We start from the raw sequence: 24,120 nt of genomic DNA on the forward strand, positions 1-24,120 counted from the left end.
TGGCGGACCGCGAGGCGCGCCCGTTCAGGCCGCGGCAGAGGCCATCTGCTCCTGCACCCGGGCGGCGGCGCTGCCCACGATGGAGCGCTCTTTGAGCGACTTGGCCAGGCGCGCGGCGTGCATGGCCAGCAGGGCGCCGCGCCGTACCGCCCAGGTGGTGTCGGAAGCACCATCGCCAAACAGGAAGACCTCGCCGCGCTCGCCTGGCCACAACAGCCGTGCCTGCACCCAGCGGCCCTGCAGGAACATGCGCACCCAGTCACCCGGCCGCAGGCCGTCGAGCCAGGTGTCGGTGGGGGTTTCAGCGCGCGAGATCGGGGCGCTGTGCTCCATCAGGTCGGCGGGCACGGTGTCCAGCGCTTCCACGTCGAGCATGCCGTGGAAGGAGCTGTGGGCGTCGGTGCGGCCGGACAGGAGTTTGTCCTCGAGCTTCTGCAGGGCACCGATCTGGCTGGCCGCAGCAGCCAGACGGCGTGTCAGGCGCTTGTGGAGATAACTCTCGAAGCGGTCGAGCGCCCACCGGTAGAGGGCGTTGTTCTGCTCGGGTTCTGCCACCAGTTGCTCGGCAGTGCCCAACGCCGTCTTCAGCAACTGGCGGCGTTCCGGGTCGCTCGGGTCGGGGGCCATCTCGCACTCGAAGACCATCCGGTTGATGAAGCGCCACAGGGGGTGCTTGTCGCGGTCGAGCAGGCTGCTGTCGCGAAGGGCCAGGCGCATGGCCGGCCCGTGCAGGCGCGAGATGATCATGCGCACGTCTTCGGGCACGCGCTCGTCGGTGAGCATGGCATCGAAGAGCCGGCTGACGAGTTCGATCGACTGCCGGTCCACGCGGCTGCTGGTGGTGCGCGCAATCTCGGTCCAGTGCTCGCGCGGTGTGCCCGGGGCAGCGGCCGTGCTGCCGCCCGCAGGCCTGAAGGCGGGCGTGGACGCGGCCGACCCACCCGGTTGGCGCCCCTGACCTTCGTAGCTCAAGGGCGCGTCGATCGGGCCTGGCATCGTGTCGCGGATGCTGTGCAGGTCGGGGCTGAAGGTCACCTCGTTGCTGCGCGAGCCTCGGCGTGTGCCGGAAGGCAGGATCACCGTGCGGTGCGCCGCGGGCTCGATGCCCATCGCGTCCAGGCGCGAGCTTGAAGCGGCGTAGGCCGTCCGCAGCAGCTGCGCGAGCGCCGGCCCGGCAGACCGCATGAAGGCGAGCTGGTGGCCGCGTGACAGCGGCAGCGCCTGCGCGGCAGCCCAGGTGGCGCGCGCGTAGGTTTCGGCGCGGAAAGGGTTGTGGTCGACGCTGACGTCCATGTCGCCCACCAGCGCCGAGATGTAGGTCTGCAACTCGCGCAGCTCGTACTCGGCGTTGCTCTTGATGGCTTCGATGATGTGCGAGAGCTCGACATCCATCGCGACCACTTCTTCGTCCACCAGGGCCAGTGACATCCGGCGCGGCGCGGTCGAAGCGGTTGCACCGTGCCGAGGCTGGTTCTGCAGTTCGGCGTCCACCTGTTCCTGCAGCGAGCGCATGAAGTAGTCGCCGAGGCGACGGCGCTGCGAGAGCATGGCCTGCATCAGTTCGCCCGTGGTGGCGCGCTGCAGGGGGGCCATCGTCGGCAGGCTCTTGCGGGTGTGGTCGAGCGTGCCGTCGAGCAATTGGTCGAAGAGCAACGGCGCGCGCAACAGCTCGTCATCGACGAACCTGCGCATCGCGGGCGAGAGCGGCCGTTGAACCATGCGTGCCATTATCCCGTCAGGCCCGTGGCGGCATCAATGAAAAAGGCCTGCAGAAACCCTGCAGGCCTTTTCTTGGGGTGGGAACCCGGTGCGGATGCCACGAACCCGCGGTGGCGGATTCGTGGCCCCCGTGGGGCTTACATATCCATGCCGCCCATGCCACCCATGCCGCCCATGCCACCCGGCATGCCGCCGCCGGCCGCTTCTTCCTTCGGCGCTTCGGCGACCATGCACTCGGTCGTCAGCATCAGGCCGGCCACGGAGGCGGCGTTCTGCAGCGCGGTGCGGGTGACCTTGGTCGGGTCGAGGATGCCCATCTCGATCATGTCGCCGTAGGTGGCATTCGCGGCGTTGTAGCCATAGTTGCCCTTGCCTTCCAGCACCTTGTTGATCACGACGCTGGGTTCGTCGCCGGCGTTGCCGACGATCTCGCGCAGCGGCTGCTCGATGGCGCGCAGCACGATCTTGATGCCGGCTTCCTGGTCGGGGTTGTCACCCTTGATGGTGCCAGCGGCCTGGCGGGCACGCAGCAGGGCCACGCCGCCACCGGCGACGATGCCTTCTTCCACCGCAGCGCGCGTGGCGTGCAGGGCGTCTTCGACGCGGGCCTTCTTCTCCTTCATCTCGACTTCGGTGGCAGCACCGACCTTGATGACGGCCACGCCGCCGGCCAGCTTGGCCACGCGCTCTTGCAGCTTCTCGCGGTCGTAGTCGCTGGTGGCTTCTTCGATCTGCACGCGGATCATCTTGACGCGGGCTTCGATGTCAGCCGCAGCGCCGGCGCCGTCGATGATGGTGGTGTTTTCCTTGGCCACTTCGACGCGCTTGGCCTGGCCCAGGTCGGCCAGCGTGGCCTTCTCGAGCGTCAGGCCCACTTCTTCGGCGATGACCTTGCCGCCCGTCAGGATGGCGATGTCTTCCAGCATGGCCTTGCGGCGGTCGCCGAAGCCAGGGGCCTTCACGGCCACGACCTTCAGGATGCCGCGGATGGTGTTGACCACCAGCGTGGCCAGGGCCTCGCCGTCAACTTCCTCGGCGATGATCAGCAGAGGGCGGCCGCTCTTGGCCACCTGCTCCAGCACGGGCAGCAGGTCGCGGATGTTGCTGATCTTCTTGTCGTAGAGCAGCACGAAGGGGTTGTCCAGCGTGGCGCTCTGCTTCTCGGGGTTGTTGATGAAGTAGGGCGACAGGTAGCCGCGGTCGAACTGCATGCCCTCGACGATGTCGAGCTCGTTGTCCAGGCTCTTGCCGTCTTCGACGGTGATGACGCCTTCCTTGCCGACCTTGTCCATGGCCTTGGCGATGATTTCGCCGATGGACTCGTCGGAGTTGGCTGAGATCGAGCCGACCTGGCTGATTTCCTTGCTCGTCGTGGTGGCCTTGCTGGCCTTCTTCAGCTCGTCGACCAGGGCCAGGACGGCCTTGTCGATGCCGCGCTTCAAGTCCATGGGGTTCATGCCGGCGGCGACGAACTTCATGCCTTCGCGGATGATGCTCTGGGCCAGCACGGTGGCGGTGGTGGTGCCGTCACCGGCGTTGTCGCTGGTCTTGGAAGCGACTTCCTTGACCATCTGCGCGCCCATGTTCTGGAGCTTGTCCTTCAGCTCGATTTCCTTGGCCACCGAGACACCGTCCTTGGTGACGGTGGGGGCGCCGAAGCTGCGCTCGAGCACGACGTTGCGGCCCTTGGGGCCCAGGGTGACCTTGACCGCGTTGGCCAGGATGTTCACGCCTTCGACCATGCGGTGACGGGCGTCAGCGCCAAAGATGACGTCTTTTGCTGCCATGTTGTGTATCTCCGAGATTCAGTGTTGAGGGTTTGCGGTGGTCGGAAGGATTACTTCTCGACGACGGCAAACAGGTCTTCTTCGCGCATCACCAGCAACTCGTCGCCGTCGACCTTGACGGTCTGGCCCGAGTACTTGCCGAACAGGACACGGTCGCCGACCTTGATGTTCAGGGCCACGAAGTCGCCCTTGTCGTTGCGCTTGCCCGGGCCGACGGCCAGCACTTCGCCCTGGTCGGGCTTTTCGGCGGCGTTGTCGGGAATGACGATGCCGGAAGCGGTCTTGGTCTCTTGTTCCAGGCGCTTGACGATCACGCGATCGTGCAACGGACGAAGTTTCATAGCATCTCCTTCAGGGTACGGATAAGCACTTTGCGGTGCGTTGACAAAGTCAGCGCTCGCTGACATGCGGGGATCGGCGCGCGCGAAGCGCCTCGTCGATCGTTAGCACTCAAGCTCGGTGAGTGCTAGCAGCAGGATTATAGGGGCGGCCGGTGACAGTTCAAGGGCTGGGGTTGGCCCCGGGCGCAGCGTGGCGCGGCGGCGCTCAGGCGGTTTCGCCGTGCACAGCGCGGGCCTGGGCGCGCCAGCGCAGCATGCCGCCCGAGAGGTTGGCCACCCGGGTGTGGCCGGCCCGCTGCAGCAGCAGGCAGGCCTGGGCCGAACGCGTGCCGGAGCGGCAGACGGTGACGATGGGGCGGTCGGTGGCCAGTTCCGCACGGCGCGCCTCGAGCTCCGCCATCGGCAGGGCCAGCGAGCCGGGGATGTGGCCGAGCGCGTCGTTGCGTTCGGCAGCCTCTCGCACATCGACGATCTGCACCCGGGCGGCGCTCTCTGCCAGCGCATCGGGCTCGATCTCCCAGAGCCCGGCAAAGGTGTAGGCCAGCGGCGCCCAGCCGGGCTCGGGCGGGGGCAGGGCCCCGTCGGCCGGCCGGCCACAGCGCAGGTTGGCCGGCACCGCCTGGTCGATGAGCTTGGGGTGCGGCAGGCCCAGGTGCTGCATGTAGCCCGTGAAGTCGCCCAGGTCGGCTTCGCCGCCCAGCCGCGGGTTGTGGCGGCGCTCTTCGGCCACGCTGCTGGCGGTGATGCCACGGTAGTCGTGCCCGGGGTAGAGCAGGCAGCCCGCCGGCAGGGTGAACAGCTGCCCGTGCACCGAGCGGAACAGGCGTTCGGCGCTGCCTTGCTGGAAGTCGGTGCGGCCGCAGCCGCGGATCAGCAGCGTGTCGCCCGTGAAGGCCATCTGCTGATCGTCGAGCACGTAGCTCACGCAGCCGTCGGTGTGGCCCGGCGTGGCGCGCACCTCCAGGTGGCGGCGGCCGAAACTGACGCGGTCGCCGTGCTGCAGCAAGCGGTCGGCGCCCTGCGCGCCCGAGGCGGCCGACAAGGCGATGCGGCTGCCCAGGCGGCGTTGCAACAGCCACGCTGCAGTGACGTGGTCGGCGTGCACGTGGGTGTCGAGCGTGTAGAGCAGCCTCAGGTCGAGTTCGCGCAGCAGGGCCGCATCGCGCCGCGCCTGCTCGAACACCGGGTCGATCAGCACGGCCTGCCCCTCGTCGGCCAGCAGGTAGGTGTAGGTGGACGAGGTCGCGTCGTAAAGCTGGCGGAAGATGAACATGGTCGGGCTGCCGTCTGGTGGATGCGCAAGGCGTGCGCTCGCGATGCACCTTGCCCAGGCTTGCATCATGCGCGCGCCGCGGCGGGATGCTGCACCATCGCGGGCACGGCCGGGCGAACCCGGCCGAAGGAGCCTTGCATGCCACGCATTGACGCACCTTTCCGGCCTGTCTTGCCGCGCCGGCGTGTTGGCCGCGTCGCCGCGGCATCGGTGTTCGCGGCCCTCGGGCTGTGCGCGCTCTCGACGTCGCACGCCCAAACGCCGGCCGCTGCCAAGCCGCCCCTGCCCATCTTCGACGCCCACCTGCACTACAGCCACGACGCCTGGGAGCCCCTGCCGCCGGCCCAGGCCATCGCCTTGCTGCGCCAGGCCGGGCTGAAGCGGGCGATGGTCAGCAGCAGCAGCGACGAAGGCACGCAGAAGCTGTACGCGGCAGCCCCTGATCTGGTGCTGCCTTCGCTGCGCCCCTACCGCACCCGCGGCGAGATCGGCACCTGGGTGCGCGACGGCTCCGTCATCGCGCACCTGGAATCCCGGCTGCGGCGCTTCCGGTATGTCGCCATCGGCGAGTACCACGTGTTCGGCGCCGATGCCGACCTGCCCGTGATGCGCCGTGTGGTGCAACTGGCGCGCGAGCACCGGCTCTTCCTGCACTCGCACTCCGACGCCGAGGCCATCGACCGCCAGTTTGCGCAAGACCCGCAGGCGCGCATCCTGTGGGCGCATGCCGGATTCGATGCGCCCGAGAAGGTGGCCGAGATGCTGCGCAAGCACCAGAACCTGTGGTGCGACCTCGCCTTCCGCAGCGACCACGCGAGCGGCGGCAAGGTCGATCCCGCCTGGCGTGCCGTCTTCCTCGCCTTCCCTGATCGCTTCCTGGTCGGCACCGACACCTTCACGCCCGAGCGCTGGCACTACGTGGGCGAACACGCGCGCTGGACGCGCGAGTGGCTGGCCGACCTGCCCGCCGACGTGGCCGAGCGCATCGCGTGGCGCAACGGCGAGGCCTTGTTCACCACGATGCTGGCCGGGGCGCGACCGTGAGCCGCCGCTGGTGCCGCTGGCAGCGGGCCGCTGCTGCTGGAGCGTTGGCTGCCGCCGGCGTGCCCTGGGCGACGGCCTGCACGCTGCAGGAGGGTGATGGGCAGCCGCTTTCGGCCGCCGGCGTGCAATTGGCCTGGCAGGCCCAGCCCTTGCCGATCCGCAATGGCCAGCCCTTCGGGCTCGCGGTGCGGCTGTGCCCCGCAACGGCCGTGCTGAAGGCCGTCGACGCCACCATGCCCGCGCATCGCCACGGCATGAACTACCGCCCCAGCCTGCACCCGCTGGGGGATGGCCGCTGGCGCGTGGACGGCATGCTCTGGCACATGGCGGGCGCCTGGGAGTTGCGTTTCGACGTGGAAGTGGCCGGGGCCCGCCACAGCCTGCGCCAGGCGGTGGAGCTGCGATGAAGCGCGATGGGGTCGTCGGCTTGGGACGGGCAGGGCGCTTGCTGGTGCTGCTGTTGGCCCTGGCCGCTGCGCTGCAGGCGCAGTCTGCCGAACCCGAGACCGAGCCCGAACGCGAGGCCGGGATCTTGCCCTTCACGCCAGCCGAGCTGCAGCAGATCCAGGCGCACGGCCCCTGGCCGCCGCCGCGCCACCGCGATGCCTCCAACCGGTTCGTCGGGCAGCCCGCGGCCGTGGCCTTCGGCCGGCAGCTGTTTTTCGACGCTTCGCTCTCGGCCCGGGGAGATCTGGCTTGTGCCAGCTGCCACATCCCGGCGCGCGCCTTCCAGGACGGCCGCGCCGTGGCGCTGCCCGCGGGTGAACGACCGCGCAACACGCCCAGCCTCTTCGATGCCGCGGGCCACCGATGGCTGGGGTGGGACGGCGCGCACGACAGCCTGTGGGCCGCCAGCATCACCCCCTTGCTGGCTGCCGGTGAAATGGCCGCGAAGCCTGCGCACCTGGCCCAGCGGCTGCGCGCCCGGCCTGCGCTCGAGCGCGCCTACACGCAAGCCTTCGGGCGGCCGCTGCCGGCCGACCCCGCACAGCTGCCGGTGGACCTGGGCAAGGCCCTGGCGGCCTACCAGGCCACCCTGGTGTCGCCCCGCACGCCCTTCGACGACTTCCGTGATGCAATGGCGCGCGGTGACCGCCGCGGCGCCGCACGCTACCCGCTGGCGGCGCAGCGCGGCCTGCGCCTCTTCATCGGCGAGGGCCGGTGCACCGTGTGCCATGCCGGGCCTGGCTTCACCAACGGCGAGTTCGCGGATATCGGTGTGCCCTTCTTCGTGCCGGGGGGCGTGGACAGCGGCCGGCATGGTGGGCTGCAGCGCTTGCTGGCCAGCCCCTGGAACCGGCTGGGGTCGCACAACGACGCCGGCCCGGCCGACCCGCAGGCGGTGGCCACGCGCCACGTGGTGCAGCAGCACCGCAACTTCGGCGAGTTCCGCGTGCCCGGGCTGCGGCAGCTGGTGCACACCGCGCCCTACATGCACAACGGCAGCCTGCGCACGCTGCCCGATGTCGTGCGGCACTACAGCGAGCTGAATGAAGAGCGGCTGCACACCGATGGTGAGCGCATCCTGCGCCCCTTGCGCCTCAGCCCGCAGCAAACAGATGATCTGCTGGCCTTCTTGCGCAGCCTGTCCACCGTCAGCCCAGCGCCGGCGCCTTGAGCGCCACCGTTGCGCGGCGCGTGGCCGCGTGGCTCAGTGCGTCGGCGGGGCTTGGTCGTCGTCGCCCGGCGGCGTCTCAGCGGGCACCCGGAAGCGCTCGCTGGCCCAGGCGCCCAGGTCCACGCTGCGGCAACGTTCGCTGCAGAAGGGCCGCCAGCGGTTGCTTTCGGCGAACACCGCAGGCCCCTTGCAACTGGGGCAGGTGACGGTGCGAACGGCAGGCCGGTCCATCGGTGTGCGCGCCCTCACAGGCACAGGCTGAGCTCGAAGGCCGTGTCTTCGCCGCAGGAGCGCAGCCGCCCTTCGGCATCAGGCCGCATGAAGCGGATCGACACCATCAGCCGGTGGCCGCTGATCTCCGGCACCAGGCCGGTGTCGGGCGGGATGCGCACGCGCAGCAACTGGTAGGTCTTGCCCTGCGGCAGGCTCTGCTGGTACTGCCCAGCCGGGGCCACCATGCGCTGCGGCGTGCCGCTGTCGCGCAGCAGGCCCAGCAGCACCTGCAGGGCTTCGGCCAGCGGCGTGAGCGTGGTCATCCAGCCGTTCAGGTCGGCGCGGCGGCGCTCAGCGCTGAGTTGCTGCCAGGCGTAGTAGGCCGGCAGGTCGAATTCGCAGGTGCCGCCGGGGATGTTGATGCGGCTGCGCACGCTCATCAGCCAGTCGTTGGCGGCCAGGGCCTGGCCGGCTTTGCCCTGCAGTTGGTTGAGCCCGTTGTAGGCGTGTTCGATGCGGCCGATGACGCCGTCGAGCGCTGCTTCGCTGATGCCCGGGTGGCCGCGGAAGCCCTGCAACTGGGCGCGGTGCCGGTCCATCTCCTTCAGCACGTCGCTCTTCAGATCGGCGCGCGAGGCCACGTCCATGATCTCGAAGATGGTGGCCAGCGCGAAGTGGTGGTCCACCGCGGCGTCGCGCGCCACCAGCTGGCCGAGGCGGTCGAACAGGTGTTCGAGCCGCAGCATCGTGCGTATGCCTTCGTTGAACGGGTACTCGTACAGGACCAAGGCGGGCTCGGGGCAGGCGGCAGGGCGTGGGGGAGGCGACGGCGCGTGGATTGTTCCACAGGCCTTGCCCGGCCAGCCGCTGCCAGGGCTTGCTGATGCGCGCAGTGCGCTGGGTTCAGGCGCCTGGGGCAGCGCTGCCGCACCAAGCCGTCCACACGGCCGCAACCTCGGCTTGCAGGGCCACCAGGCCGATGTCGTCGTTGAAGATCACGGCGTCTGCAATCGCACGCCTTGCGCTGCGGGTGGCCTGCTGGCTGATCACGCGGCGCGCCGCGGCCTCGTCCCAGCCTGGCCGCTGCGCCACCCGGGCTGCCTGGGTGTCTTCACGGCAATCGACAACCAGCACGCGTTGCACGCGGGCGCGCCAGTGACTCGATTCGGTGAGCAGGGGCACGTCGAACACCACCGGCCGGTGCCCTGCTGCTGCGGCCTGGCGCTGCGCCTCCAGGCCGATCAAGGGGTGCAGGATGGCCTCCAGGCGGCGCTTGGCGCCCGCGTCGTTGAAGGCCAGACGGCGCATCTGTTCACGATCGAGGGCGCCCTCGGTCGTCAGCGCGCCGGGCCCGAAAGCCTCAGCGATCGCGGGCATCGCTGCACCGCCTGGCAAGGTGAGCGCCCTTGCGATGGCATCGGTGTCCACCAGGAGGGCCCCGAGCCCCACCAGGGCTTGCGCCACCGTGCTCTTGCCGCTGCCGATGCCCCCTGTCAGACCGATGGCACGCAGCGGCGGGGTCAGGCCTGGCCTATCCACCCCAGTACCGTCGGCAGGCCGACCAGCATCACCACCACGCCGCCGCCTGCCAGGAAGGGGCCGAAAGGCACGAAGCGCCCTTCGCGCAGGGAGCCGGTCGCCTTCATCACCAGGCCCACCGCAGCGCCCAGCACCGAGGCCATCAGCACGATGGGCAGGATGGCCTGCCAGCCGAGCCAGGCGCCCAGTGCGGCCAGCAGCTTGAAATCGCCGAAGCCCATGCCTTCCTTGCCGGTGACCAGCTTGAAGAAGAGGTAAACGAGGTAGAGCGACAGGTAGCCGGCCACCGCGCCCCACACCGAGGTGGTGATCGAGAGTTCAGGCAGCCAACCCAGGGCCGCCGCGATGAGCCCGGCCCACAGAAGCGGCAGCGTGAGGTTGTCGGGCAGTACCGTGGTGTCCCAGTCGATCAGCGCCAGTGCCAGCAGCACTGCCAGCACGGCACACCACATCAGGGTCGCGGGCTGGGCGCCGAAGCGCCAGGCGGCAGCAGCGAACAGCGCTGCCGTCCCCACCTCCACCATCGGATAGCGCATCGATATGCGCGTGCCGCAGGCCGAGCACTTGCCGCGCAGCGCCAACCAGCTCACGACGGGGATGTTCTCGTGCCAGCGGATGCGGTGGCCGCAGGCCGGGCAACGCGAGGCCGGACGGGCCAGGCCCAAGGCGGCCAGGCCCTCCAGCGCCTTGTCCAGCAGGCTGGCCGCTTGCGCCAGGCGCTCGGGGGCGGGGTGTTGGAAGACCCGGCGGTGCGAGTCGGCGTCGCCGAGCTGGGCGGCCACATCGCCCCACCACTGACGCTCCAGCATCAGCGGCAGGCGGTGCACCACCACGTTGAGAAAGCTGCCGACGATGAGCCCCAGCACCGCCAGCGCGGCGGGCGAGAGCAGCATCTCAAGCGGCAGGCCTGCGAGCCAACCCGGCACGCTAGACCACCGCGCCCAGCTTGAAGATCGGCAGGTACATCGAGACCACGATGCCGCCGATCAAGGTGCCCAGGATCACGATGATGAAAGGCTCCATCAGGCTGGACAGCCCCTTGACCATCTCGTCGACCTCGTCCTCGTAGAACTCCGCCGCTTTGCTGAGCATGTGGTCGAGCGAGCCCGACTCCTCGCCAATGGCTGCCATCTGCAGCACCATGGTGGGGAAGACGCCGGTGGTGGTCATGGCGGTGGTCAGTGCAGAGCCAGTGGATACGTCCTTCTGGATCTGCTCGGTGGCCAGCGCATAGACCGCATTGCCAGAGGCGCCACCCACCGAATCGAGCGCCTCCACCAACGGAACACCGGCGGCGAACATGGTGGACAGTGTGCGTGTCCAGCGCGCGATCACCGACTTGTTGATCAGGTCGCCGAAGATGGGCACGCGCAGCAGCAGGCGGTCCATGCTCATCTGCATCTTCTCGGAGCGTTTCCAACTCTCGAAGAAGAAGTAGAGGCCGCCGCCCAGCAGGCCGAAGATGGCCCACCACCACTTCACGAAGAACTTCGACATCGCGATGACCACCAGCGTGGGCGCAGGGAGTTCGCCACCGAAGGACTTGAAGACGTCTTCGAAGGCCGGGATCACGAAGATCATGATCACCGTCAGCACGACGAAGGCCACCACGATCACCGCGATGGGGTACATCAGCGCCGACTTGATCTTCGACTTGATGGCCATCGTCTTTTCTTGGTAGATCGCCAGGCGATCGAGCAGCGCTTCCAGGATACCGCCGGCTTCACCGGCCTCGACCAGGTTGCAGTACAGCGCGTCGAAGTACAGCGGATGCTTGCGGAAAGCCGAACTCAGACTGGTACCGGTCTCGACATCGGAGCGGATCTCGTTGAGCAGCTTGGTCATGCGCGGGTTCGTGCTGCCGCGCGCGACGATGTCGAAGCTCTGCAGCAGCGGCACGCCGGCCTTCATCATCGTCGCCAGTTGGCGCGTGAAGATGGCGATGTCCTTCTGCTTGATGGCCTTGCCGCCGCTCGTGCGGCGCTGCTTGACCTTGCTGACGAGAATGCCCTGGCGCCGCAGGCTGGCGTTGACGACAGATTCGCCGCCGGCCCGCATCTCACCGCGCACGATCTTGCCGTTGCGGTCTTTGCCTTCCCACTCGAAGATGACTTCCTTGGGTGCCTTGGCGGCTGCTGCTGTGGCCATGTGTGCTGGGCTGGGTCTCAGATGGTGGGGTGGGACGGCTTCACTCGTTGGTGACGGTGATGACCTCTTCGAGCGTGGTCACCCCGACACGCACCTTCAGCAGCCCTGACTGCCGCAGATCCCGCACGCCTTCCGATTCGGCCTGCTTGGCGATGTCGAGCGCCGTTCCTTCCGACAGGATGATGCGCTGTATCGCTTCGGTTATCGGCATCACCTGGTAGATGCCCACCCGCCCTTTGTAACCGTTGTTGCAGGAAGAGCAGCCAACGGCGCGGTAGGGCTTCCAGTTGCCGTCCAGGTCTTCGGGTTTGAACCCCGCCTTGAGCAGCGACTCGCGCGGGTAGTCTGCCGGCTTCTTGCAGTTTTCACACAGCTTGCGCGCCAGGCGCTGCGCCGTGATGAGCAGCACACTGGAAGCGATGTTGAAAGGCGCCACGCCCATGTTCAGCAGGCGCGTCAAGGTGGTAGGCGCGTCGTTCGTGTGCAGAGTGCTCATCACCATGTGGCCGGTCTGTGCGGCCTTGATGGCGATATCAGCGGTTTCCAGGTCGCGAATTTCGCCAACCATGATGATGTCCGGATCCTGGCGCAGGAAGGACTTCAGCGCCGCCGCGAAGGTCAGGCCCGCGCGGTCGTTCACGTTGACCTGGTTGATGCCGGGCAGGTTGATTTCCGCAGGGTCTTCCACCGTGGCGATGTTCACGCCCGGCTGGTTCAGGATGTTCAGGCAGGTGTAGAGCGACACGGTCTTGCCGCTGCCGGTGGGGCCGGTGACGAGCACCATGCCATAGGGGCGGCTGATGCAGGCCAGCAGCCGGTCCTTCTCGGCCTTTTCGTAGCCCAGCGCCTCGATGCCGAGCTTGGCGCTGGACGGGTCGAGGATACGGATCACCACCTTTTCGCCGAACAGCGTGGGCAGGGTGCTGACGCGGAAGTCGATCGCCTTGCTGCCGAACTTCAGCTTCATGCGGCCGTCTTGCGGCACCCGCTTCTCGGCGATATCCATGCGCGAGATGACCTTGATGCGCGAGGCCAGCTTGTCCTTGATCGCCACCGGCGGCTGTGTGATCTCGCGCAGCTCGCCGTCGATGCGGAAGCGCACGCGGTAGGTGTACTCGTAGGGCTCGAAGTGCAGGTCGGACGCGCGCATGTTGATGGCGTCGATCAGCATCTTCTGCAGGAAGCGCACCACAGGCGCGTCTTCGACATCCGTCGCGACTTCGGCCGTCTCGACGGCGGCCGGGTCTTCATCGGTGACGTCGAAGTCGAAATCGGCGCTGGCCAGCGTTTCCAGCTGCTCGTTGGCACTGGCGCCTTGGGTCTCCAGCTGTTTCGCGAGCTTGTCGTACTCGACGATCACCCACTCGGGCGTGAGTTGGGTCGCAAACTTGATGCGTTCGGCGGCTTCCTGATCGGTCGGGTCGGCCGCACCGATGAAGAGCCGGTTGCCGCGCTTGCCCAGCACCATCAGTTGGTACTGGCTGGCTATCTTCGGGTCGACGATGTTGCGGGGCAGCTTCTGCAGGTCGAGAGCGTTCAGGTCGACCAACGGCAGCGCCAGCGACGATGAGAGTGTGTGCGCCAGCTCTTCGGACTTCACGGCGCCAGCGGCAATGAGGGCCGAGATGAAACTCGCCTTTCGCTCGCGCGCGCTCTTCGTCAGTTCTTCGGCCGTCTTGGCCGTCAGCTTGCCGGCATTGACCAACACCCGGGCCACACCCGACAGGGAGGACGGCGGCGGTTCAATCTGGGTCTCGACGGCCATCGTGGGGTCAGCTCAAGGACTGCATATCCGCTGGATCATCGCCGAAGTGCCAGGGGGTGTAAACGCAGCGCCCGCAACGACTTGACGCGCCAGGGTTCACCGACGGATGCGAATGTGACCAGATGACTGGTCGGGGTGAGAGGATTCGAACCTCCGGCCTCTACGTCCCGAACGTAGCGCTCTACCAGGCTAAGCTACACCCCGATGTGTGTGATCTGCTTCGACATCTGCGCGGGGCGCGCGGCGTCTTGTTGAAGCTTCAAGTCGTCCTCAAGACGACCTGTGCACCGATCGAGCACATAAGTCTAGCAGAGCCGCGCGGGCCGGCGTTGCGGGCAGCACGGACAGGGCCTCCTGAGCGCGTTCCGCTTCCGCTCGGGCGCTCTCTCGCGTGGCGTCCAGCGCACCCGTGCGTCGCACGATGGCCAAGATGTCGGGCAGCTTTTCAAGCTCACCGTGCTCGATGGCGTGGCGAATCAGGGTGCGTTCTTCGGCCGAGGCTCGCTCCATGGCCACCAGCAGCGGCAGCGTGGGCTTGCCTTCACGGAGGTCGTCGCCAACGTTCTTGCCCAGCTCGTCGCTGTTGCCTTCGTAGTCGAGCAGATCGTCGACGAGTTGGAAGGCCGTGCCAAGCGAGCGCCCGTAGCTGGCGCAGGCCTCTTCCACCGCCGGGCTCGCATGGGCCAGCACGGCACCCAGGCGCGCGCTGGCCTCGAAGAGCTTGGCGGTCTTGAAGCGGATGACCTCGAGGTAGTCCTTCACCGCCAGGTCGGGGTCGTGCATGTTCATCAACTGCAGCACTTCCCCCTCGGCGATGACGTTGGTGGCGTCGGCCAGCACGTCCAGCACGCGCATGCGGTTCACCGACACCATCATCTGGAAGGCGCGCGAATAGAGGAAATCGCCCACAAGCACGCTGGCCGCGTTGCCGAACATCGCATTGGCCGTGGCGCGGCCCCGGCGCAGTGCCGATTCATCGACCACGTCGTCGTGCAGCAGCGTGGCGGTGTGGATGAACTCGACAATGGCGGCCAGCTCGTAACGTTCGGGTCCCTCGAAGCCGAGTGCCTCCGCGAAGAGCAGCACGAGCCGCGGGCGGATGCGCTTGCCGCCCGCGCCGATGATGTAAGCGGCGATCTGATCGATCAGCGCCACCCTTGAACTCAGACGCTCACGAATGACGGCATCCACGCGCAGCATCGCCTGTGCTGACGCTTCGGCGGCGGTGGGGGGCGTGGAGGTTTCGAGCACGGCGGTAGGAATTATAGGAAGCGTGCGGCGCGCACCTGAGCCAGCACTTGCGCTCCGTTGCTGCATGCTATACTCAAAGGCTCTGCGTAGTGTGCATGGGTGCCTTTTGGGGCGATCCGTCGGGGTGGGTGCGAAGCCTGGCCTGCACAAGCATGGGCACACGGTGGCGCAGGGTTCTTTGAAAGGTCTCCACATGTACGCGGTCATAAAAACCGGTGGCAAGCAATACAGGGTTGCTGCCGGCGAAAAGATCAAGGTAGAACAGATTGCTGCGGACGTAGGCCAGGAAGTTGTGATCGAACAGGTGCTCGCCGTCGGTAGCGGCGCGGACCTGAAGGTCGGTGCTCCCTGGGTCGCGGGTGCCTCTGTCACGGCCAAGGTTCTGGCCCAAGGCAAGCACGACAAGGTGCGCATCTTCAAGATGCGTCGCCGCAAGCACTATCAGAAGCACGGCGGCCACCGCCAAACCTTCACCGAGCTGCAGATCAGCTCGATCAACGGCTAAGGGGCAAGCACCATGGCACAGAAAAAGGGCGGCGGCTCAACCCGCAACGGCCGCGATTCGAAGCCGAAGATGCTCGGCGTCAAGGTCTTCGGCGGCCAGCAGGTGCTGGCAGGCTCGATCATCGTGCGCCAGCGCGGCACCAAGTTCCACCCGGGCGTCGGCGTGGGCATGGGCCGTGACCACACGCTGTTCGCGCTGGTCGACGGCTCGGTGTCCTTCGACACCAAGGGGTCGCTGAACCGCCAGACGGTTTTCGTCACCCCCGCTGCGGCCTGATGGCCGCCTGAGCAGGCGCTCCATGCGCCCGCAGCGAAGCCCCGGCTTGCCGGGGCTTTTTCTTTGACAGCCCCCGTTACCATCAACAGATCATGAAATTCGTCGACGAAGCCACCATCGACGTGTCCGCCGGCCACGGCGGCGCGGGCTGCGTGAGCTTTCGCCGCGAGAAGTTCATCCCCTTCGGCGGGCCGAACGGGGGCGATGGCGGTCGTGGCGGCAGCGTGTGGGCCATTGCCGACCGCAACATCAACACGCTCATCGATTACCGCTACGCGCGCCGCCACGAGGCCCGCAACGGTGAGCCGGGCCGGGGCTCCGACCAGTTCGGCGCGGCTTCGCCCGACATTGAGCTGCGCATGCCCGTGGGCACCATGATCAGTGACGCCGAAACCGGCGAGCTGTTGGTCGAGTTGCTGGAGCACGGGCAACGCGCGCTGCTGGTCAAGGGCGGTGACGGCGGCTTCGGCAACCTGCACTTCAAGACCAGTACCAACCGCAGCCCGCGCCAGAAGACACCCGGCTGGCCCGGCGAAGCCAAGAAGCTCAAGCTGGAGCTCCGCGTGCTGGCCGATGTGGGCCTGCTGGGCATGCCGAACGCGGGCAAGAGCACTTTCATCGCCGCGGTCTCCAACGCACGGCCGAAGATCGCCGATTACCCCTTCACCACGCTGCACCCGAACCTGGGGGTGGTGCGCGTCGGCCCCGAGCGCAGCTTCGTGGTGGCCGACATCCCGGGCCTGATCGAAGGCGCCTCCGAAGGCGCCGGCCTGGGCCACCAGTTCCTGCGCCATCTGCAGCGCACGCGGCTGCTGCTGCACATCGTCGACGCAGCGCCTTTCGACGAGGGTGTCGACCCCGTCCAGCAGGCCAAGGCCATCGTTGCCGAGCTGAAGAAGTACGACCCCAAGCTGCACGCGAAGACGCGCTGGCTGGTCTTCAACAAGCTCGACATGGTGCCCGAAGAAGAGCGCGAGAAGCGCGTGAAAGAGTACGTGCGCCGCCTGCGCTGGAAAGGCCCCGTCTTCTCGATCTCGGCCCTGGCGCGCGAAGGCCTGCAGCCGCTGCTGGAAGCCATCCACGCGCATGTGGCGGCCGAGCAGCGCGAGAAGCCGCTGCCCGACCTGCGATTCGTCACGCCCACCGAACCCGCACCACCTGCCGCCACCGATGCCTAGCGTGCTCTCCGGGGCGCGCCGCATCGTCGTCAAGGTCGGCTCCAGCCTCGTCACCAACGAAGGGCGCGGCGTCGACGCCGCTGCCATCGGCAACTGGTCGCGCCAACTGGCCGCCCTGGCCGCCACCGGGCGAGAACTGGTGATGGTCTCCAGCGGCGCGATTGCCGAAGGCATGAAGCGCCTGGGTTGGGCGCAGCGCCCGAAGGAACTGCACGAATTGCAGGCTGCAGCGGCCGTGGGTCAGATGGGCCTGGTGCAGATGTACGAGAGTCGGCTTTCCGAGCACGGCATGGCCAGCGCCCAGGTGCTGCTGACGCACGCCGACCTGGCCGACCGCGAGCGCTACCTCAATGCACGTTCGACGCTGCTCACCCTTCTGGCGCTGAAGGTGATCCCGGTCATCAACGAGAACGACACCGTCGTCACCGACGAGATCCGCTTCGGCGACAACGACACCTTGGGCGCGCTGGTGGCCAATCTCGTCGATGCCGATGCCTACGTCATCCTCACCGATCAGCGCGGCCTGTACAGCGCCGACCCGCGCAAGGACCCGCAGGCCCGCTTCATCGACGAGGCCACCGCCGGCGACCCCGCGCTAGAGGCCATGGCCGGCGGCGCCGGCAGCAGCATCGGCCGCGGCGGCATGCTCACGAAGATCCTCGCGGCCAAACGTGCGGCGGGCAGCGGCACCAGCACCGTCATCGCCTGGGGGCGTGAACCCGATGTCCTGCTGCGTCTGGCCAGTGGCGAAGCCATCGGTACGGCGTTGCTGGCCGGTACGCCCAAGCTGGCCGCGCGCAAGCAGTGGATGCTTGATCACCTGCAACTCAAGGGCGCCGTGGCCGTGGACGATGGCGCCGTGGCCAAGTTGCGCGACGACGGCAAGAGCCTGTTGCCCATCGGCGTGCATGAGGTGCAGGGCGACTTCTCTCGTGGCGATGTGATCGCGGTGCGCACCCTCGCAGGCCACGAGATCGCGCGCGGCCTGGCCAACTACTCTGCCGCCGAGGCCCGCCTCATCGCGCGCAAGCCCTCGCACCAGATCGAAGCCCTGCTGGGCTACGCCAACGAGCCTGAATTGATCGACCGCACGAACCTCGTGCTGATCTGAGGCCGTGGGCGGGCGCGCTGCGCCACCCCTTCACTTGGGCGCGCAGGCGTCGTTCTCGCCAGGAGCGCCGGGCGTGGCATGGGCGGGGTGCTCACCGTGGTGGCTGGCGCCGCCCCCTGCGGGGCCCGGGCGGTGTTCGGGGCCGTGCTCGTGTTCATGCCGCTGTGCGCGCAGGCCCGCACGCAGGTAGCGGTTGTGGTGGTTGTTCATGCGCGGCAGGTAGCGCGCCAGTTCGGTGAGCGCCATCTCGTAGACACCGCGCTTGAACTCGATCACCAGGTCCAGCGGCACCCAGTACTCGTTCCAGCGCCAGGCGTCGAACTCGGGGTGGTCGGTGGCGCGCAGGTTGAGGTCGCTGTCGTGGCCGAGCAGGCGCAGCAGGAACCAGATCTGCTTCTGGCCCCGGTAGTGGCCGCGGGCGTCCTTGCGGATGAAGTGCTCGGGCACCTCGTAGCGCAGCCAGTCGCGGGTGCGCGCGACGATCTGCACGTGCTCGGGGCGCAGGCCCACTTCTTCATGCAGTTCGCGGTACATCGCCTGCTCGGGCGACTCGCCGTGCTTGATGCCCCCTTGCGGGAACTGCCACGAGTGGGTGCGCAGTCGCTTGCCCCAGAAAACCTGGTTTCTGGGGTTGAGCAGGATGATGCCGACGTTGGGCCTGAAGCCTTCCCGGTCGAGCATAATCAGACCCCGATTCTTAGACTGATTTCATTATTGCACCGGCGCTGTGCACCCAGCGAACTCTCGCTAACCCGCATGCGTCTAGTGGGGCCTGTCAGAGGCCCGGCTCGATGGGCGACGGTGCCCGATCTGCACCGACACCGAGCCCCATGAAAGCCACAGCCACCTTCATCTCCACGCAGAAAGAGGCGCCCGCCGACGCCGAGGTCGTCAGCCACAAGCTGATGATGCGCGCGGGCTTCATCAAGCGCCTGGGCGCGGGCATCTACAACTACATGCCGCTGGGCCTGCGGGTCATCCGCAAGGTCGAAGCCATCATCCGCGAAGAGATGGTGCGCGCCGGCGCCGTGGAACTGCTGATGCCCGTCGTGCAGCCGGCCGAGCTGTGGCAGGAGACCGGCCGCTTCCAGGCCTACGGCCCCGAGCTCATGCGCGTGAAAGACCGCCATGAGCGCGATTTCGTGATTCAGCCCACCAGCGAAGAGGTCATCACCGACATCGCCCGGCAGGAACTGCGCAGCTACAAGCAGCTGCCGCGCAACTTCTTCCACATCCAGACCAAGTTCCGCGACGAGCGCCGCCCGCGTTTCGGCGTGATGCGCGGCCGTGAGTTCACGATGAAGGACGCCTACTCCTTCGACCGCGACAAAGCCGGCGCGCTGAAGAGCTACCAGACCATGTTCGATGCGTACAAGCGCATCTTCGACCGCTTCGGCCTGCAGTACCGCGCGGTGGCCGCCGACACCGGTGCCATCGGTGGTGATGCCTCGCACGAGTTCCAGGTGATCGCCGACACCGGTGAAGACGACATCGTCTACTGCCCCACCAGCGAGTACGCCGCCAACATCGAGCTGGCCGAAGCGCTGCCGCTGCTGGCATCGCGCGCTGCGGCCTCGCAGGCGCTGGCCAAGACGCCCACGCCCGGCAAGAGCACCTGTGCCGACGTGGCCGAGTTGCTGAAGCTGCCACTGGCGCAGACGGTGAAGAGCCTGGTGCTGGCCACCGACGAGCTCAACGCCAAGGGCGACATCGTCAAGAGCACGGTGTGGCTGCTGCTGGTGCGTGGCGACCACGACCTGAACGAGGTCAAGGCCGGCAAGGTCGAAGGCCTGAAGGACGGCTTCCGTTTCGCCACCGTGGCCGAGATCGAAGAGCACTTCGGCTGCAAGCCCGGCTACCTGGGCCCCATCGGCTTGAAGAAGCCGGTGAAGGTGGTGGCCGACCGCACTGTCGCGAACATGGCCGATTTCGTCTGCGGCGCCAACGAGGCCGACTTCCACTTCACGGGCGTGAACTGGGGCCGCGACCTGCCCGAGCCCGACCTGGTGGCGGATATCCGCAACGTCGTGGCCGGCGACCCCAGCCCCGACGGCAAGGGCGTGCTGGCCATCCAGCGCGGCATCGAGGTGGGCCACGTGTTCTACCTCGGCACCAAGAAGTACAGCACGCCGATGAAGGCGCAGTTCCTCGACGAGAACGGCAAGGCCCAGCCCTTCGAGATGGGTTGCTACGGCATTGGTGTCACGCGCATCCTGGGTGCGGCCATCGAGCAGAACCACGACGAGCGCGGGATGATCTGGCCGGTGGCCATCGCGCCGTTTGCGGTGGTGATCTGCCCCATCGGCTACGACCGCAGCCCCGAGGTGCAGGCCGAGGCCGACAAGCTGCACGATGCGCTGGCCGCCGAGGGCATCGACGTGCTGCTCGACGACCGCGGCGAGCGACCCGGCGCGATGTTCGCCGACTGGGAACTGATCGGCGTGCCGCTGCGCGTGGTGCTCTCCGACCGCGGCCTGAAGGCCGGCACGGTGGAGATGCAGGGCCGCCGCGCCACCACGGCCGACATCGTGCCGATGGCCGAGGTGGTGGCGCGCGTCAAGGGGCATCTCGCCGCATGACACTCGCACGCCGCGCGCTGCTGCTGGGCGCAGCGGGCGCGCCCGTGCTGTGGCTGCCGCCGCCGGCGCGCGCCGGCGCGCAGGTGGAAGAACCGCTGGCCGATTCGGTGCGCACGGCGCTTTCGGCCGCGGTGGCCGAGAGTGCGCCACCCAAGCCCAGCTTCGACACGATGGAAGCACGCCTGGCCTACCTGCGCTGGCTGGGCGCTGCAAGCGAGCGGCTGAAACGCCGCAAGGCCGAGCACCACACGCGCGTGGAGTTCCTGGAAACGCTCTGGTACGAGAGCCGGCGCGCCGGCCTGGAGACGGCCTTGGTGCTGGGCCTGGTGCAGGTGGAAAGCGGCTTCCGCAAGTACGCGATCAGCAGCGCGGGTGCGCGCGGCTATATGCAGGTGATGCCCTTCTGGACGCGTGTGATCGGCGACGGCGACCCGAGCCGCCTCTTCCACCTGCAGACCAACCTGCGTTTCGGCTGCACCATCCTGCGCCACTATCTTGAGCGCGAGAAGGGCGACCTGTTCCTCGCGCTGGGCCGCTACAACGGCAGCCGCGGCCGGGCGGAGTACCCGAACCTGGTGTTCGGCGCGCGGCGCCAGTGGCGCGTGGAGGGCGCGGGCTGAGCCGCGCCGCGCGGGGGCTTCAGGCCTTGTTGAGCAGGGCCTGCAGTTCGCCCGACTGGTACATCTCCATCATGATGTCCGAGCCGCCGACGAACTCGCCGTCGATGTAGAGCTGGGGGATGGTGGGCCACTGGGCGTAGTCCTTGATGCCCTGGCGCACTTCTTCGTCTTCCAGCACGTTGAAGGTGGTGAGCTCGGGGGCGCCCGCCGCCTTCAGCACCTGGATGGCGCGGCCGGAGAAGCCACACATCGGGAACTGGGCCGTGCCCTTCATGAAGAGCACCACACGGTGGCCCTTCACGAGTTGGTCGATGCGTTCGTGCACGTTGCTCATGGTGTTGTCGCGGTTCGCTGTCAGCAGGGCCGACACTGTACCTGCGATTGACGGCCCCCAGCGCCGAGCGGGCCGCTCGGCCGGGCGCTAGAAGGCGTAAGACACGCCCAGCTGCAGCACCGGCGCCAGGCGCAGGTTGTTGAGCACGCCCTCCACCTGCGCTGCCGTGGGGCCGCTGCGGCCCAGGTTGACGCGCTCACCGGGGCGCAGGCCGCCCAGGCCGATGTCGGCGCTGAAGCCCCAGCCCTCGCGTGCCGACAAGCTGGTGTAGCCCAGGCCCAGGTAGGGCAGAGCGATCCGGGTCGGGTCGGCATCGGCGCCCATGCGCAAGCCCGGCGCCATGCGCGGGCCTTCGCCCAGGCGCGCCGGGGCCAGGCCCAGCGTGCTGTTGCGCGGGCCGAAGGCCAGGCCGCTGGTCAGGCGCAGGCCGCCGGCCACCGTGCCATCGCCAAAACCCGGGCCGGTGAGGTAGTAGTCGCCGAAGAACTGGGCCCGCTGGGCGGGGCCCAGGTCGCTGACGGCCAGGCCCACCTGCACCGCACCCAGTTGGAGGCGCTGCGAGAGCACCGGCTCCGACGGGAGTTTCAGACCCTCCTGGGCCACCGCGCCGGTGGCCAGACCCAGGGAAACACAGGCAAGCAGGAAGCGGGACATCGGGCTCTCCTACGCTGGACGGGCTGGGGTGCAGGTGCGTGCCGAAGAACGGTGTCTGCCTGCTCGTGAACCCATCCTAGGCCGATGTGTCACCGCTGAACAGCAGCAGTCTGTGGGATGACTCGCCCGGCGCGTGATGCAAGTCCGGCCGCACCGGGCGATATCAGGGCCGGCGCCCGCCGGTGCATCGGCGGTGGCCGCCCAGGTCCGTGCGGTGCTGCACCTCGGTGAAACCGGCTTCGCGCAGCAGGCCCGCCACAGCGTCGGCCTGGTCGAAGCCGTGCTCCAGCAGCAGCCAGCCGCCGGGCGCCAGGTGCTGTGGGGCGCCGGCAACGATCTCGCGCAGCGAGGCCAGGCCGTCGCCACCGGGCGGCACCAGGGCCGAAAGCGGCTCGTGGCGCAGCGCGGGCAGGTGCGGGTCGCCGCTTTCGATGTAGGGCGGGTTCGACAGCACCAGCGCCAGCCGCTGGCCGGCGAAGGGTTCCCACCAGCTGCCCAGGTGCCAGCCGATGGCCAGGCCCAGGCGCTCGCCGTTGCCCTGCGCCACGGCGAGTGCCGCCGCGCTCGCGTCACTGGCGCGCATCTGCGCGCGTGGGCAGCGGTGCTTCACGGCCAGCGCAATGGCGCCGCTGCCGGTGCCCAGGTCGGCCACGGTGGGTTGCTCAACGGCCGCCAGCGGGCCGGCCAGCAGTTCCAGTGCCCAGTCGACCATGGTTTCGGTGTCGGGGCGCGGCACCAGCACGGCCGGGCTCACCTGCAGCGGCAGACCGTGGAACTCACGCTCGCCGGTCAGGTAAGCCAGCGGTTCACCGGCTGCGCAGCGGGCCAGCAAGGCTTGCCAGGCGACAGCCTGGGGCGCGGTCAGCAGCGCATCGTCGTGGGCCAGCAGCCACGCGCGGCCTTGCTGCAGCAGGTGCTGCAGCAGGCGCTGGGCGTCCAGGCGCTCCACGCCGGCAGCGGCGGCTTGCGCCAGCGCTTCTTGCACCGAGGGCAGCGTGTTCATCGCGGGTGCATGGACTCGCCGCGCCTTCAGCGCGAGCCGCCTTCGAGTGCGGCCAGCTGCTCGGCCGCCCGCGCGGCCTGCAGCGCATCGAGCACATCGCCGAGGTCGCCGTCCATCACCTGGCCCAGCTTGTAGAGCGTGAGGTTGATGCGGTGGTCGGTGAGCCGCCCCTGCGGGAAGTTGTAGGTGCGGATGCGGTCGCTGCGGTCGCCGCTGCCGATCAGGCCCTTGCGCGTGGCGGCTTCCTTCGCGGCGCGTTCGCTGGTTTCCTTGTCGCGCAGGCGGGCCTGCAGCACGGCCATGGCCTTGGCCTTGTTGCGGTGCTGGCTGCGGTCGTCCTGGCACTCGGCCACCAGGCCCGTGGGCAGGTGGGTGATGCGGATGGCGCTGTCGGTCTTGTTGACGTGCTGGCCACCGGCGCCGCTGGCGCGGAAGGTGTCGATGCGCAGGTCGGCCGGGTTCAGCGTGATCTCCTCGGCCTCGTCGGGCTCGGGCATCACGGCCACGGTGCAGGCGCTGGTGTGGATGCGGCCCTGGCTCTCGGTGGCCGGCACGCGCTGCACCCGGTGGCCGCCGCTTTCGAAGCGCAGCCGGCCATACACCTGGCTCGCCGCCTCACCCTCGATGCGCAGCACCAGTTCCTTGTAGCCGCCGAGTTCGCTTTCGCTCTGGCTCATCACCTCGGTGCGCCAGCCCTGGCGTTCGCAATGGCGCAGGTACATGCGCGCCAGGTCGCCGGCGAAGAGCGCGCTCTCGTCGCCGCCGGTGCCGGCGCGGATTTCCAGGAAGGCGTTGCGCGCGTCGTCGGGGTCTTTCGGGATCAGCGCCGTCTGCAGCTCGGCGTGCAGGCGTTCGAGATCGGCGCCGGCTGCGGTGATCTCCTCGCGTGCCATCTCGGCCATGTCGGCGTCTGACAGCATCTCGCGCGCCGCCGCGAGATCGGCTTCGCGCTGCTGGTACTGCCGGTAACGGCCGACGATGCCGCTGGCCTCGGCCTGCTCGCGCGAAAGGGTGCGCCAGCGCTTGATGTCACCGGCCACGGCCGGGTCGGCCAGGGTGGCGTCGAGTTCGGCCAGGCGCAGGGCCAGGCGTTCGAATTGGTCACGCAGCTGCGGGTTCATGGGGCGGGCGGGGCGGAGAGCTGACGGGGGCGCCGCGGGGT

The 24,120-nt window shown here is 68.3% G+C and carries 25 protein-coding genes and 1 tRNA gene; 9 read left to right on the forward strand and 17 right to left on the reverse strand.

Features of this window, described 5'->3' with window-relative positions; genetic code table 11:
* Positions 1-24: 24 nt before the first annotated feature.
* The 4 genes from EOE66_RS20475 to EOE66_RS20490 form a co-directional block, all read right to left on the reverse strand.
* Positions 25-1,719 carry a DUF1631 family protein gene (locus EOE66_RS20475; RefSeq protein WP_128230612.1) on the reverse strand — a complete coding sequence of 565 codons (1,695 nt, stop codon included), beginning with the start codon at positions 1,717-1,719 and terminating at the stop codon, positions 25-27.
* Positions 1,720-1,856: 137 nt separating this feature from the next.
* Positions 1,857-3,506, reverse strand: coding sequence for a chaperonin GroEL (groL, locus tag EOE66_RS20480; protein WP_128230613.1), 1,650 nt, complete (start codon positions 3,504-3,506; stop codon positions 1,857-1,859).
* 50 nt (positions 3,507-3,556) lie between these two features.
* On the reverse strand, positions 3,557-3,847 hold the full coding sequence (gene groES / locus EOE66_RS20485; protein ID WP_054018942.1) for a co-chaperone GroES: 291 nt from the start codon (positions 3,845-3,847) through the stop codon (positions 3,557-3,559).
* Between the two features lie 205 nt (positions 3,848-4,052).
* Complete coding sequence (locus EOE66_RS20490) at positions 4,053-5,120, reverse strand: MBL fold metallo-hydrolase (RefSeq protein ID WP_128230614.1); 1,068 nt, start codon at positions 5,118-5,120, stop codon at positions 4,053-4,055.
* Between the two features lie 138 nt (positions 5,121-5,258).
* Between EOE66_RS20490 and EOE66_RS20495 the strand changes: the two genes are divergently transcribed.
* Genes EOE66_RS20495 through EOE66_RS20505 form a run of 3 tightly spaced genes read left to right on the forward strand, consistent with a single transcriptional unit; the run spans position 5,259 to position 7,782 of the window.
* Entirely contained in the window at positions 5,259-6,164 is a 906-nt protein-coding gene (locus EOE66_RS20495; RefSeq protein WP_205702778.1) for an amidohydrolase family protein, read from the forward strand.
* Positions 6,161-6,571 carry a hypothetical protein gene (locus EOE66_RS20500; protein WP_128230615.1) on the forward strand — a complete coding sequence of 137 codons (411 nt, stop codon included), beginning with the start codon at positions 6,161-6,163 and terminating at the stop codon, positions 6,569-6,571. Before EOE66_RS20495 ends, EOE66_RS20500 begins: the two co-directional genes overlap by 4 nt.
* Complete coding sequence (locus EOE66_RS20505; protein WP_128230616.1) at positions 6,568-7,782, forward strand: cytochrome-c peroxidase; 1,215 nt, start codon at positions 6,568-6,570, stop codon at positions 7,780-7,782. The genes EOE66_RS20500 and EOE66_RS20505 overlap by 4 nt, the downstream gene beginning before the upstream one ends.
* A 33-nt stretch (positions 7,783-7,815) precedes the next feature.
* Here EOE66_RS20505 and EOE66_RS20510 read toward each other — a convergent pair whose 3' ends face one another.
* The 8 genes from EOE66_RS20510 to EOE66_RS20545 form a co-directional block, all read right to left on the reverse strand.
* Complete coding sequence (locus EOE66_RS20510; protein ID WP_128230617.1) at positions 7,816-8,013, reverse strand: DNA gyrase inhibitor YacG; 198 nt, start codon at positions 8,011-8,013, stop codon at positions 7,816-7,818.
* A gap of 14 nt (positions 8,014-8,027) precedes the next feature.
* A complete protein-coding gene (gene zapD, locus EOE66_RS20515) occupies positions 8,028-8,783 on the reverse strand; it encodes a cell division protein ZapD (RefSeq protein ID WP_128230618.1) in 756 nt (251 codons plus the stop codon).
* A gap of 115 nt (positions 8,784-8,898) precedes the next feature.
* A complete protein-coding gene (gene coaE, locus EOE66_RS20520) occupies positions 8,899-9,534 on the reverse strand; it encodes a dephospho-CoA kinase (RefSeq protein ID WP_128230619.1) in 636 nt (211 codons plus the stop codon).
* Entirely contained in the window at positions 9,516-10,427 is a 912-nt protein-coding gene (locus EOE66_RS20525; protein WP_128230620.1) for a prepilin peptidase, read from the reverse strand. The genes coaE and EOE66_RS20525 overlap by 19 nt, the downstream gene beginning before the upstream one ends.
* A gap of 34 nt (positions 10,428-10,461) precedes the next feature.
* Positions 10,462-11,682, reverse strand: coding sequence for a type II secretion system F family protein (locus tag EOE66_RS20530; RefSeq protein WP_128230621.1), 1,221 nt, complete (start codon positions 11,680-11,682; stop codon positions 10,462-10,464).
* 40 nt (positions 11,683-11,722) lie between these two features.
* Positions 11,723-13,447 (reverse strand): type IV-A pilus assembly ATPase PilB, encoded by a 1,725-nt coding sequence (pilB, locus tag EOE66_RS20535; RefSeq protein ID WP_128230622.1) that lies wholly within the window; start codon positions 13,445-13,447, stop codon positions 11,723-11,725.
* Positions 13,448-13,574: 127 nt separating this feature from the next.
* Positions 13,575-13,651, reverse strand: a tRNA-Pro gene (locus EOE66_RS20540).
* Between the two features lie 66 nt (positions 13,652-13,717).
* Positions 13,718-14,647, reverse strand: coding sequence for a polyprenyl synthetase family protein (locus tag EOE66_RS20545; protein WP_128230745.1), 930 nt, complete (start codon positions 14,645-14,647; stop codon positions 13,718-13,720).
* 244 nt (positions 14,648-14,891) lie between these two features.
* Here EOE66_RS20545 and rplU point away from each other — a divergent pair, with 244 nt between their 5' ends.
* The 4 genes from rplU to proB all read left to right on the forward strand — a co-directional run bounded on the left by rplU (position 14,892) and on the right by proB (position 17,768).
* A complete protein-coding gene (rplU, locus tag EOE66_RS20550; RefSeq protein ID WP_128230623.1) occupies positions 14,892-15,203 on the forward strand; it encodes a 50S ribosomal protein L21 in 312 nt (103 codons plus the stop codon).
* A 12-nt stretch (positions 15,204-15,215) separates the two neighbouring features.
* On the forward strand, positions 15,216-15,479 hold the full coding sequence (gene rpmA / locus EOE66_RS20555; RefSeq protein WP_128230624.1) for a 50S ribosomal protein L27: 264 nt from the start codon (positions 15,216-15,218) through the stop codon (positions 15,477-15,479).
* A gap of 92 nt (positions 15,480-15,571) precedes the next feature.
* Positions 15,572-16,657: a GTPase ObgE gene (gene obgE, locus EOE66_RS20560; RefSeq protein ID WP_128230625.1), complete on the forward strand. Its 1,086-nt coding sequence runs from the start codon at positions 15,572-15,574 to the stop codon at positions 16,655-16,657.
* On the forward strand, positions 16,650-17,768 hold the full coding sequence (proB, locus tag EOE66_RS20565; RefSeq protein WP_128230626.1) for a glutamate 5-kinase: 1,119 nt from the start codon (positions 16,650-16,652) through the stop codon (positions 17,766-17,768). Before obgE ends, proB begins: the two co-directional genes overlap by 8 nt.
* A 30-nt stretch (positions 17,769-17,798) precedes the next feature.
* Here the strand turns inward: proB and EOE66_RS20570 are convergent, their stop codons facing one another.
* Complete coding sequence (locus EOE66_RS20570; RefSeq protein ID WP_245479124.1) at positions 17,799-18,449, reverse strand: RNA pyrophosphohydrolase; 651 nt, start codon at positions 18,447-18,449, stop codon at positions 17,799-17,801.
* 149 nt (positions 18,450-18,598) lie between these two features.
* On the opposite strand from EOE66_RS20570, the gene EOE66_RS20575 reads away from it, so the two are divergent.
* Together EOE66_RS20575 and EOE66_RS20580 are read left to right on the forward strand one after the other, a co-directional pair.
* Complete coding sequence (locus EOE66_RS20575; RefSeq protein ID WP_128230627.1) at positions 18,599-20,347, forward strand: proline--tRNA ligase; 1,749 nt, start codon at positions 18,599-18,601, stop codon at positions 20,345-20,347.
* Complete coding sequence (locus EOE66_RS20580) at positions 20,344-20,967, forward strand: lytic transglycosylase domain-containing protein (protein ID WP_128230628.1); 624 nt, start codon at positions 20,344-20,346, stop codon at positions 20,965-20,967. The genes EOE66_RS20575 and EOE66_RS20580 overlap by 4 nt, the downstream gene beginning before the upstream one ends.
* Positions 20,968-20,986: 19 nt before the next feature.
* Here the strand turns inward: EOE66_RS20580 and grxD are convergent, their stop codons facing one another.
* From grxD to prfA, 4 genes are all read right to left on the reverse strand, one after another.
* Positions 20,987-21,301 (reverse strand): Grx4 family monothiol glutaredoxin, encoded by a 315-nt coding sequence (grxD, locus tag EOE66_RS20585; RefSeq protein WP_128230629.1) that lies wholly within the window; start codon positions 21,299-21,301, stop codon positions 20,987-20,989.
* Between the two features lie 87 nt (positions 21,302-21,388).
* Positions 21,389-21,955: a hypothetical protein gene (locus EOE66_RS20590; protein ID WP_128230630.1), complete on the reverse strand. Its 567-nt coding sequence runs from the start codon at positions 21,953-21,955 to the stop codon at positions 21,389-21,391.
* A 163-nt stretch (positions 21,956-22,118) separates the two neighbouring features.
* On the reverse strand, positions 22,119-22,958 hold the full coding sequence (gene prmC / locus EOE66_RS20595) for a peptide chain release factor N(5)-glutamine methyltransferase (RefSeq protein ID WP_128230631.1): 840 nt from the start codon (positions 22,956-22,958) through the stop codon (positions 22,119-22,121).
* Between the two features lie 26 nt (positions 22,959-22,984).
* A complete protein-coding gene (gene prfA / locus EOE66_RS20600) occupies positions 22,985-24,079 on the reverse strand; it encodes a peptide chain release factor 1 (RefSeq protein ID WP_128230632.1) in 1,095 nt (364 codons plus the stop codon).
* Positions 24,080-24,120: the final 41 nt, after the last annotated feature.

The organism is Rubrivivax rivuli, from assembly GCF_004016505.1.
Lineage (GTDB): Bacteria > Pseudomonadota > Gammaproteobacteria > Burkholderiales > Burkholderiaceae_C > Rubrivivax > Rubrivivax rivuli.

Excerpts from the sequence above, each read along its gene's own strand:
- EOE66_RS20590 (WP_128230630.1), bottom strand. The coding sequence starts at position 21,955 with ATGTCCCGCTTCCTGCTTGCCTGTGTTTCCCTGGGTCTGGCCACCGGC.
- prmC (WP_128230631.1), bottom strand. The coding sequence starts at position 22,958 with ATGAACACGCTGCCCTCGGTGCAAGAAGCGCTGGCGCAAGCCGCCGCT.
- rpmA (WP_128230624.1), top strand. The coding sequence starts at position 15,216 with ATGGCACAGAAAAAGGGCGGCGGCTCAACCCGCAACGGCCGCGATTCG.
- rplU (WP_128230623.1), top strand. The coding sequence starts at position 14,892 with ATGTACGCGGTCATAAAAACCGGTGGCAAGCAATACAGGGTTGCTGCC.
- proB (WP_128230626.1), top strand. The coding sequence starts at position 16,650 with ATGCCTAGCGTGCTCTCCGGGGCGCGCCGCATCGTCGTCAAGGTCGGC.
- groL (WP_128230613.1), bottom strand. The coding sequence starts at position 3,506 with ATGGCAGCAAAAGACGTCATCTTTGGCGCTGACGCCCGTCACCGCATG.
- EOE66_RS20510 (WP_128230617.1), bottom strand. The coding sequence starts at position 8,013 with ATGGACCGGCCTGCCGTTCGCACCGTCACCTGCCCCAGTTGCAAGGGG.
- EOE66_RS20495 (WP_205702778.1), top strand. The coding sequence starts at position 5,259 with ATGCCACGCATTGACGCACCTTTCCGGCCTGTCTTGCCGCGCCGGCGT.
- pilB (WP_128230622.1), bottom strand. The coding sequence starts at position 13,447 with ATGGCCGTCGAGACCCAGATTGAACCGCCGCCGTCCTCCCTGTCGGGT.
- EOE66_RS20575 (WP_128230627.1), top strand. The coding sequence starts at position 18,599 with ATGAAAGCCACAGCCACCTTCATCTCCACGCAGAAAGAGGCGCCCGCC.
- EOE66_RS20525 (WP_128230620.1), bottom strand. The coding sequence starts at position 10,427 with ATGCTGCTCTCGCCCGCCGCGCTGGCGGTGCTGGGGCTCATCGTCGGC.
- obgE (WP_128230625.1), top strand. The coding sequence starts at position 15,572 with ATGAAATTCGTCGACGAAGCCACCATCGACGTGTCCGCCGGCCACGGC.
- EOE66_RS20475 (WP_128230612.1), bottom strand. The coding sequence starts at position 1,719 with ATGGTTCAACGGCCGCTCTCGCCCGCGATGCGCAGGTTCGTCGATGAC.
- EOE66_RS20505 (WP_128230616.1), top strand. The coding sequence starts at position 6,568 with ATGAAGCGCGATGGGGTCGTCGGCTTGGGACGGGCAGGGCGCTTGCTG.
- prfA (WP_128230632.1), bottom strand. The coding sequence starts at position 24,079 with ATGAACCCGCAGCTGCGTGACCAATTCGAACGCCTGGCCCTGCGCCTG.
- groES (WP_054018942.1), bottom strand. The coding sequence starts at position 3,847 with ATGAAACTTCGTCCGTTGCACGATCGCGTGATCGTCAAGCGCCTGGAA.
- EOE66_RS20570 (WP_245479124.1), bottom strand. The coding sequence starts at position 18,449 with ATGCTCGACCGGGAAGGCTTCAGGCCCAACGTCGGCATCATCCTGCTC.
- EOE66_RS20530 (WP_128230621.1), bottom strand. The coding sequence starts at position 11,682 with ATGGCCACAGCAGCAGCCGCCAAGGCACCCAAGGAAGTCATCTTCGAG.
- grxD (WP_128230629.1), bottom strand. The coding sequence starts at position 21,301 with ATGAGCAACGTGCACGAACGCATCGACCAACTCGTGAAGGGCCACCGT.
- EOE66_RS20545 (WP_128230745.1), bottom strand. The coding sequence starts at position 14,647 with ATGCTGCGCGTGGATGCCGTCATTCGTGAGCGTCTGAGTTCAAGGGTG.
- EOE66_RS20490 (WP_128230614.1), bottom strand. The coding sequence starts at position 5,120 with ATGTTCATCTTCCGCCAGCTTTACGACGCGACCTCGTCCACCTACACC.
- EOE66_RS20580 (WP_128230628.1), top strand. The coding sequence starts at position 20,344 with ATGACACTCGCACGCCGCGCGCTGCTGCTGGGCGCAGCGGGCGCGCCC.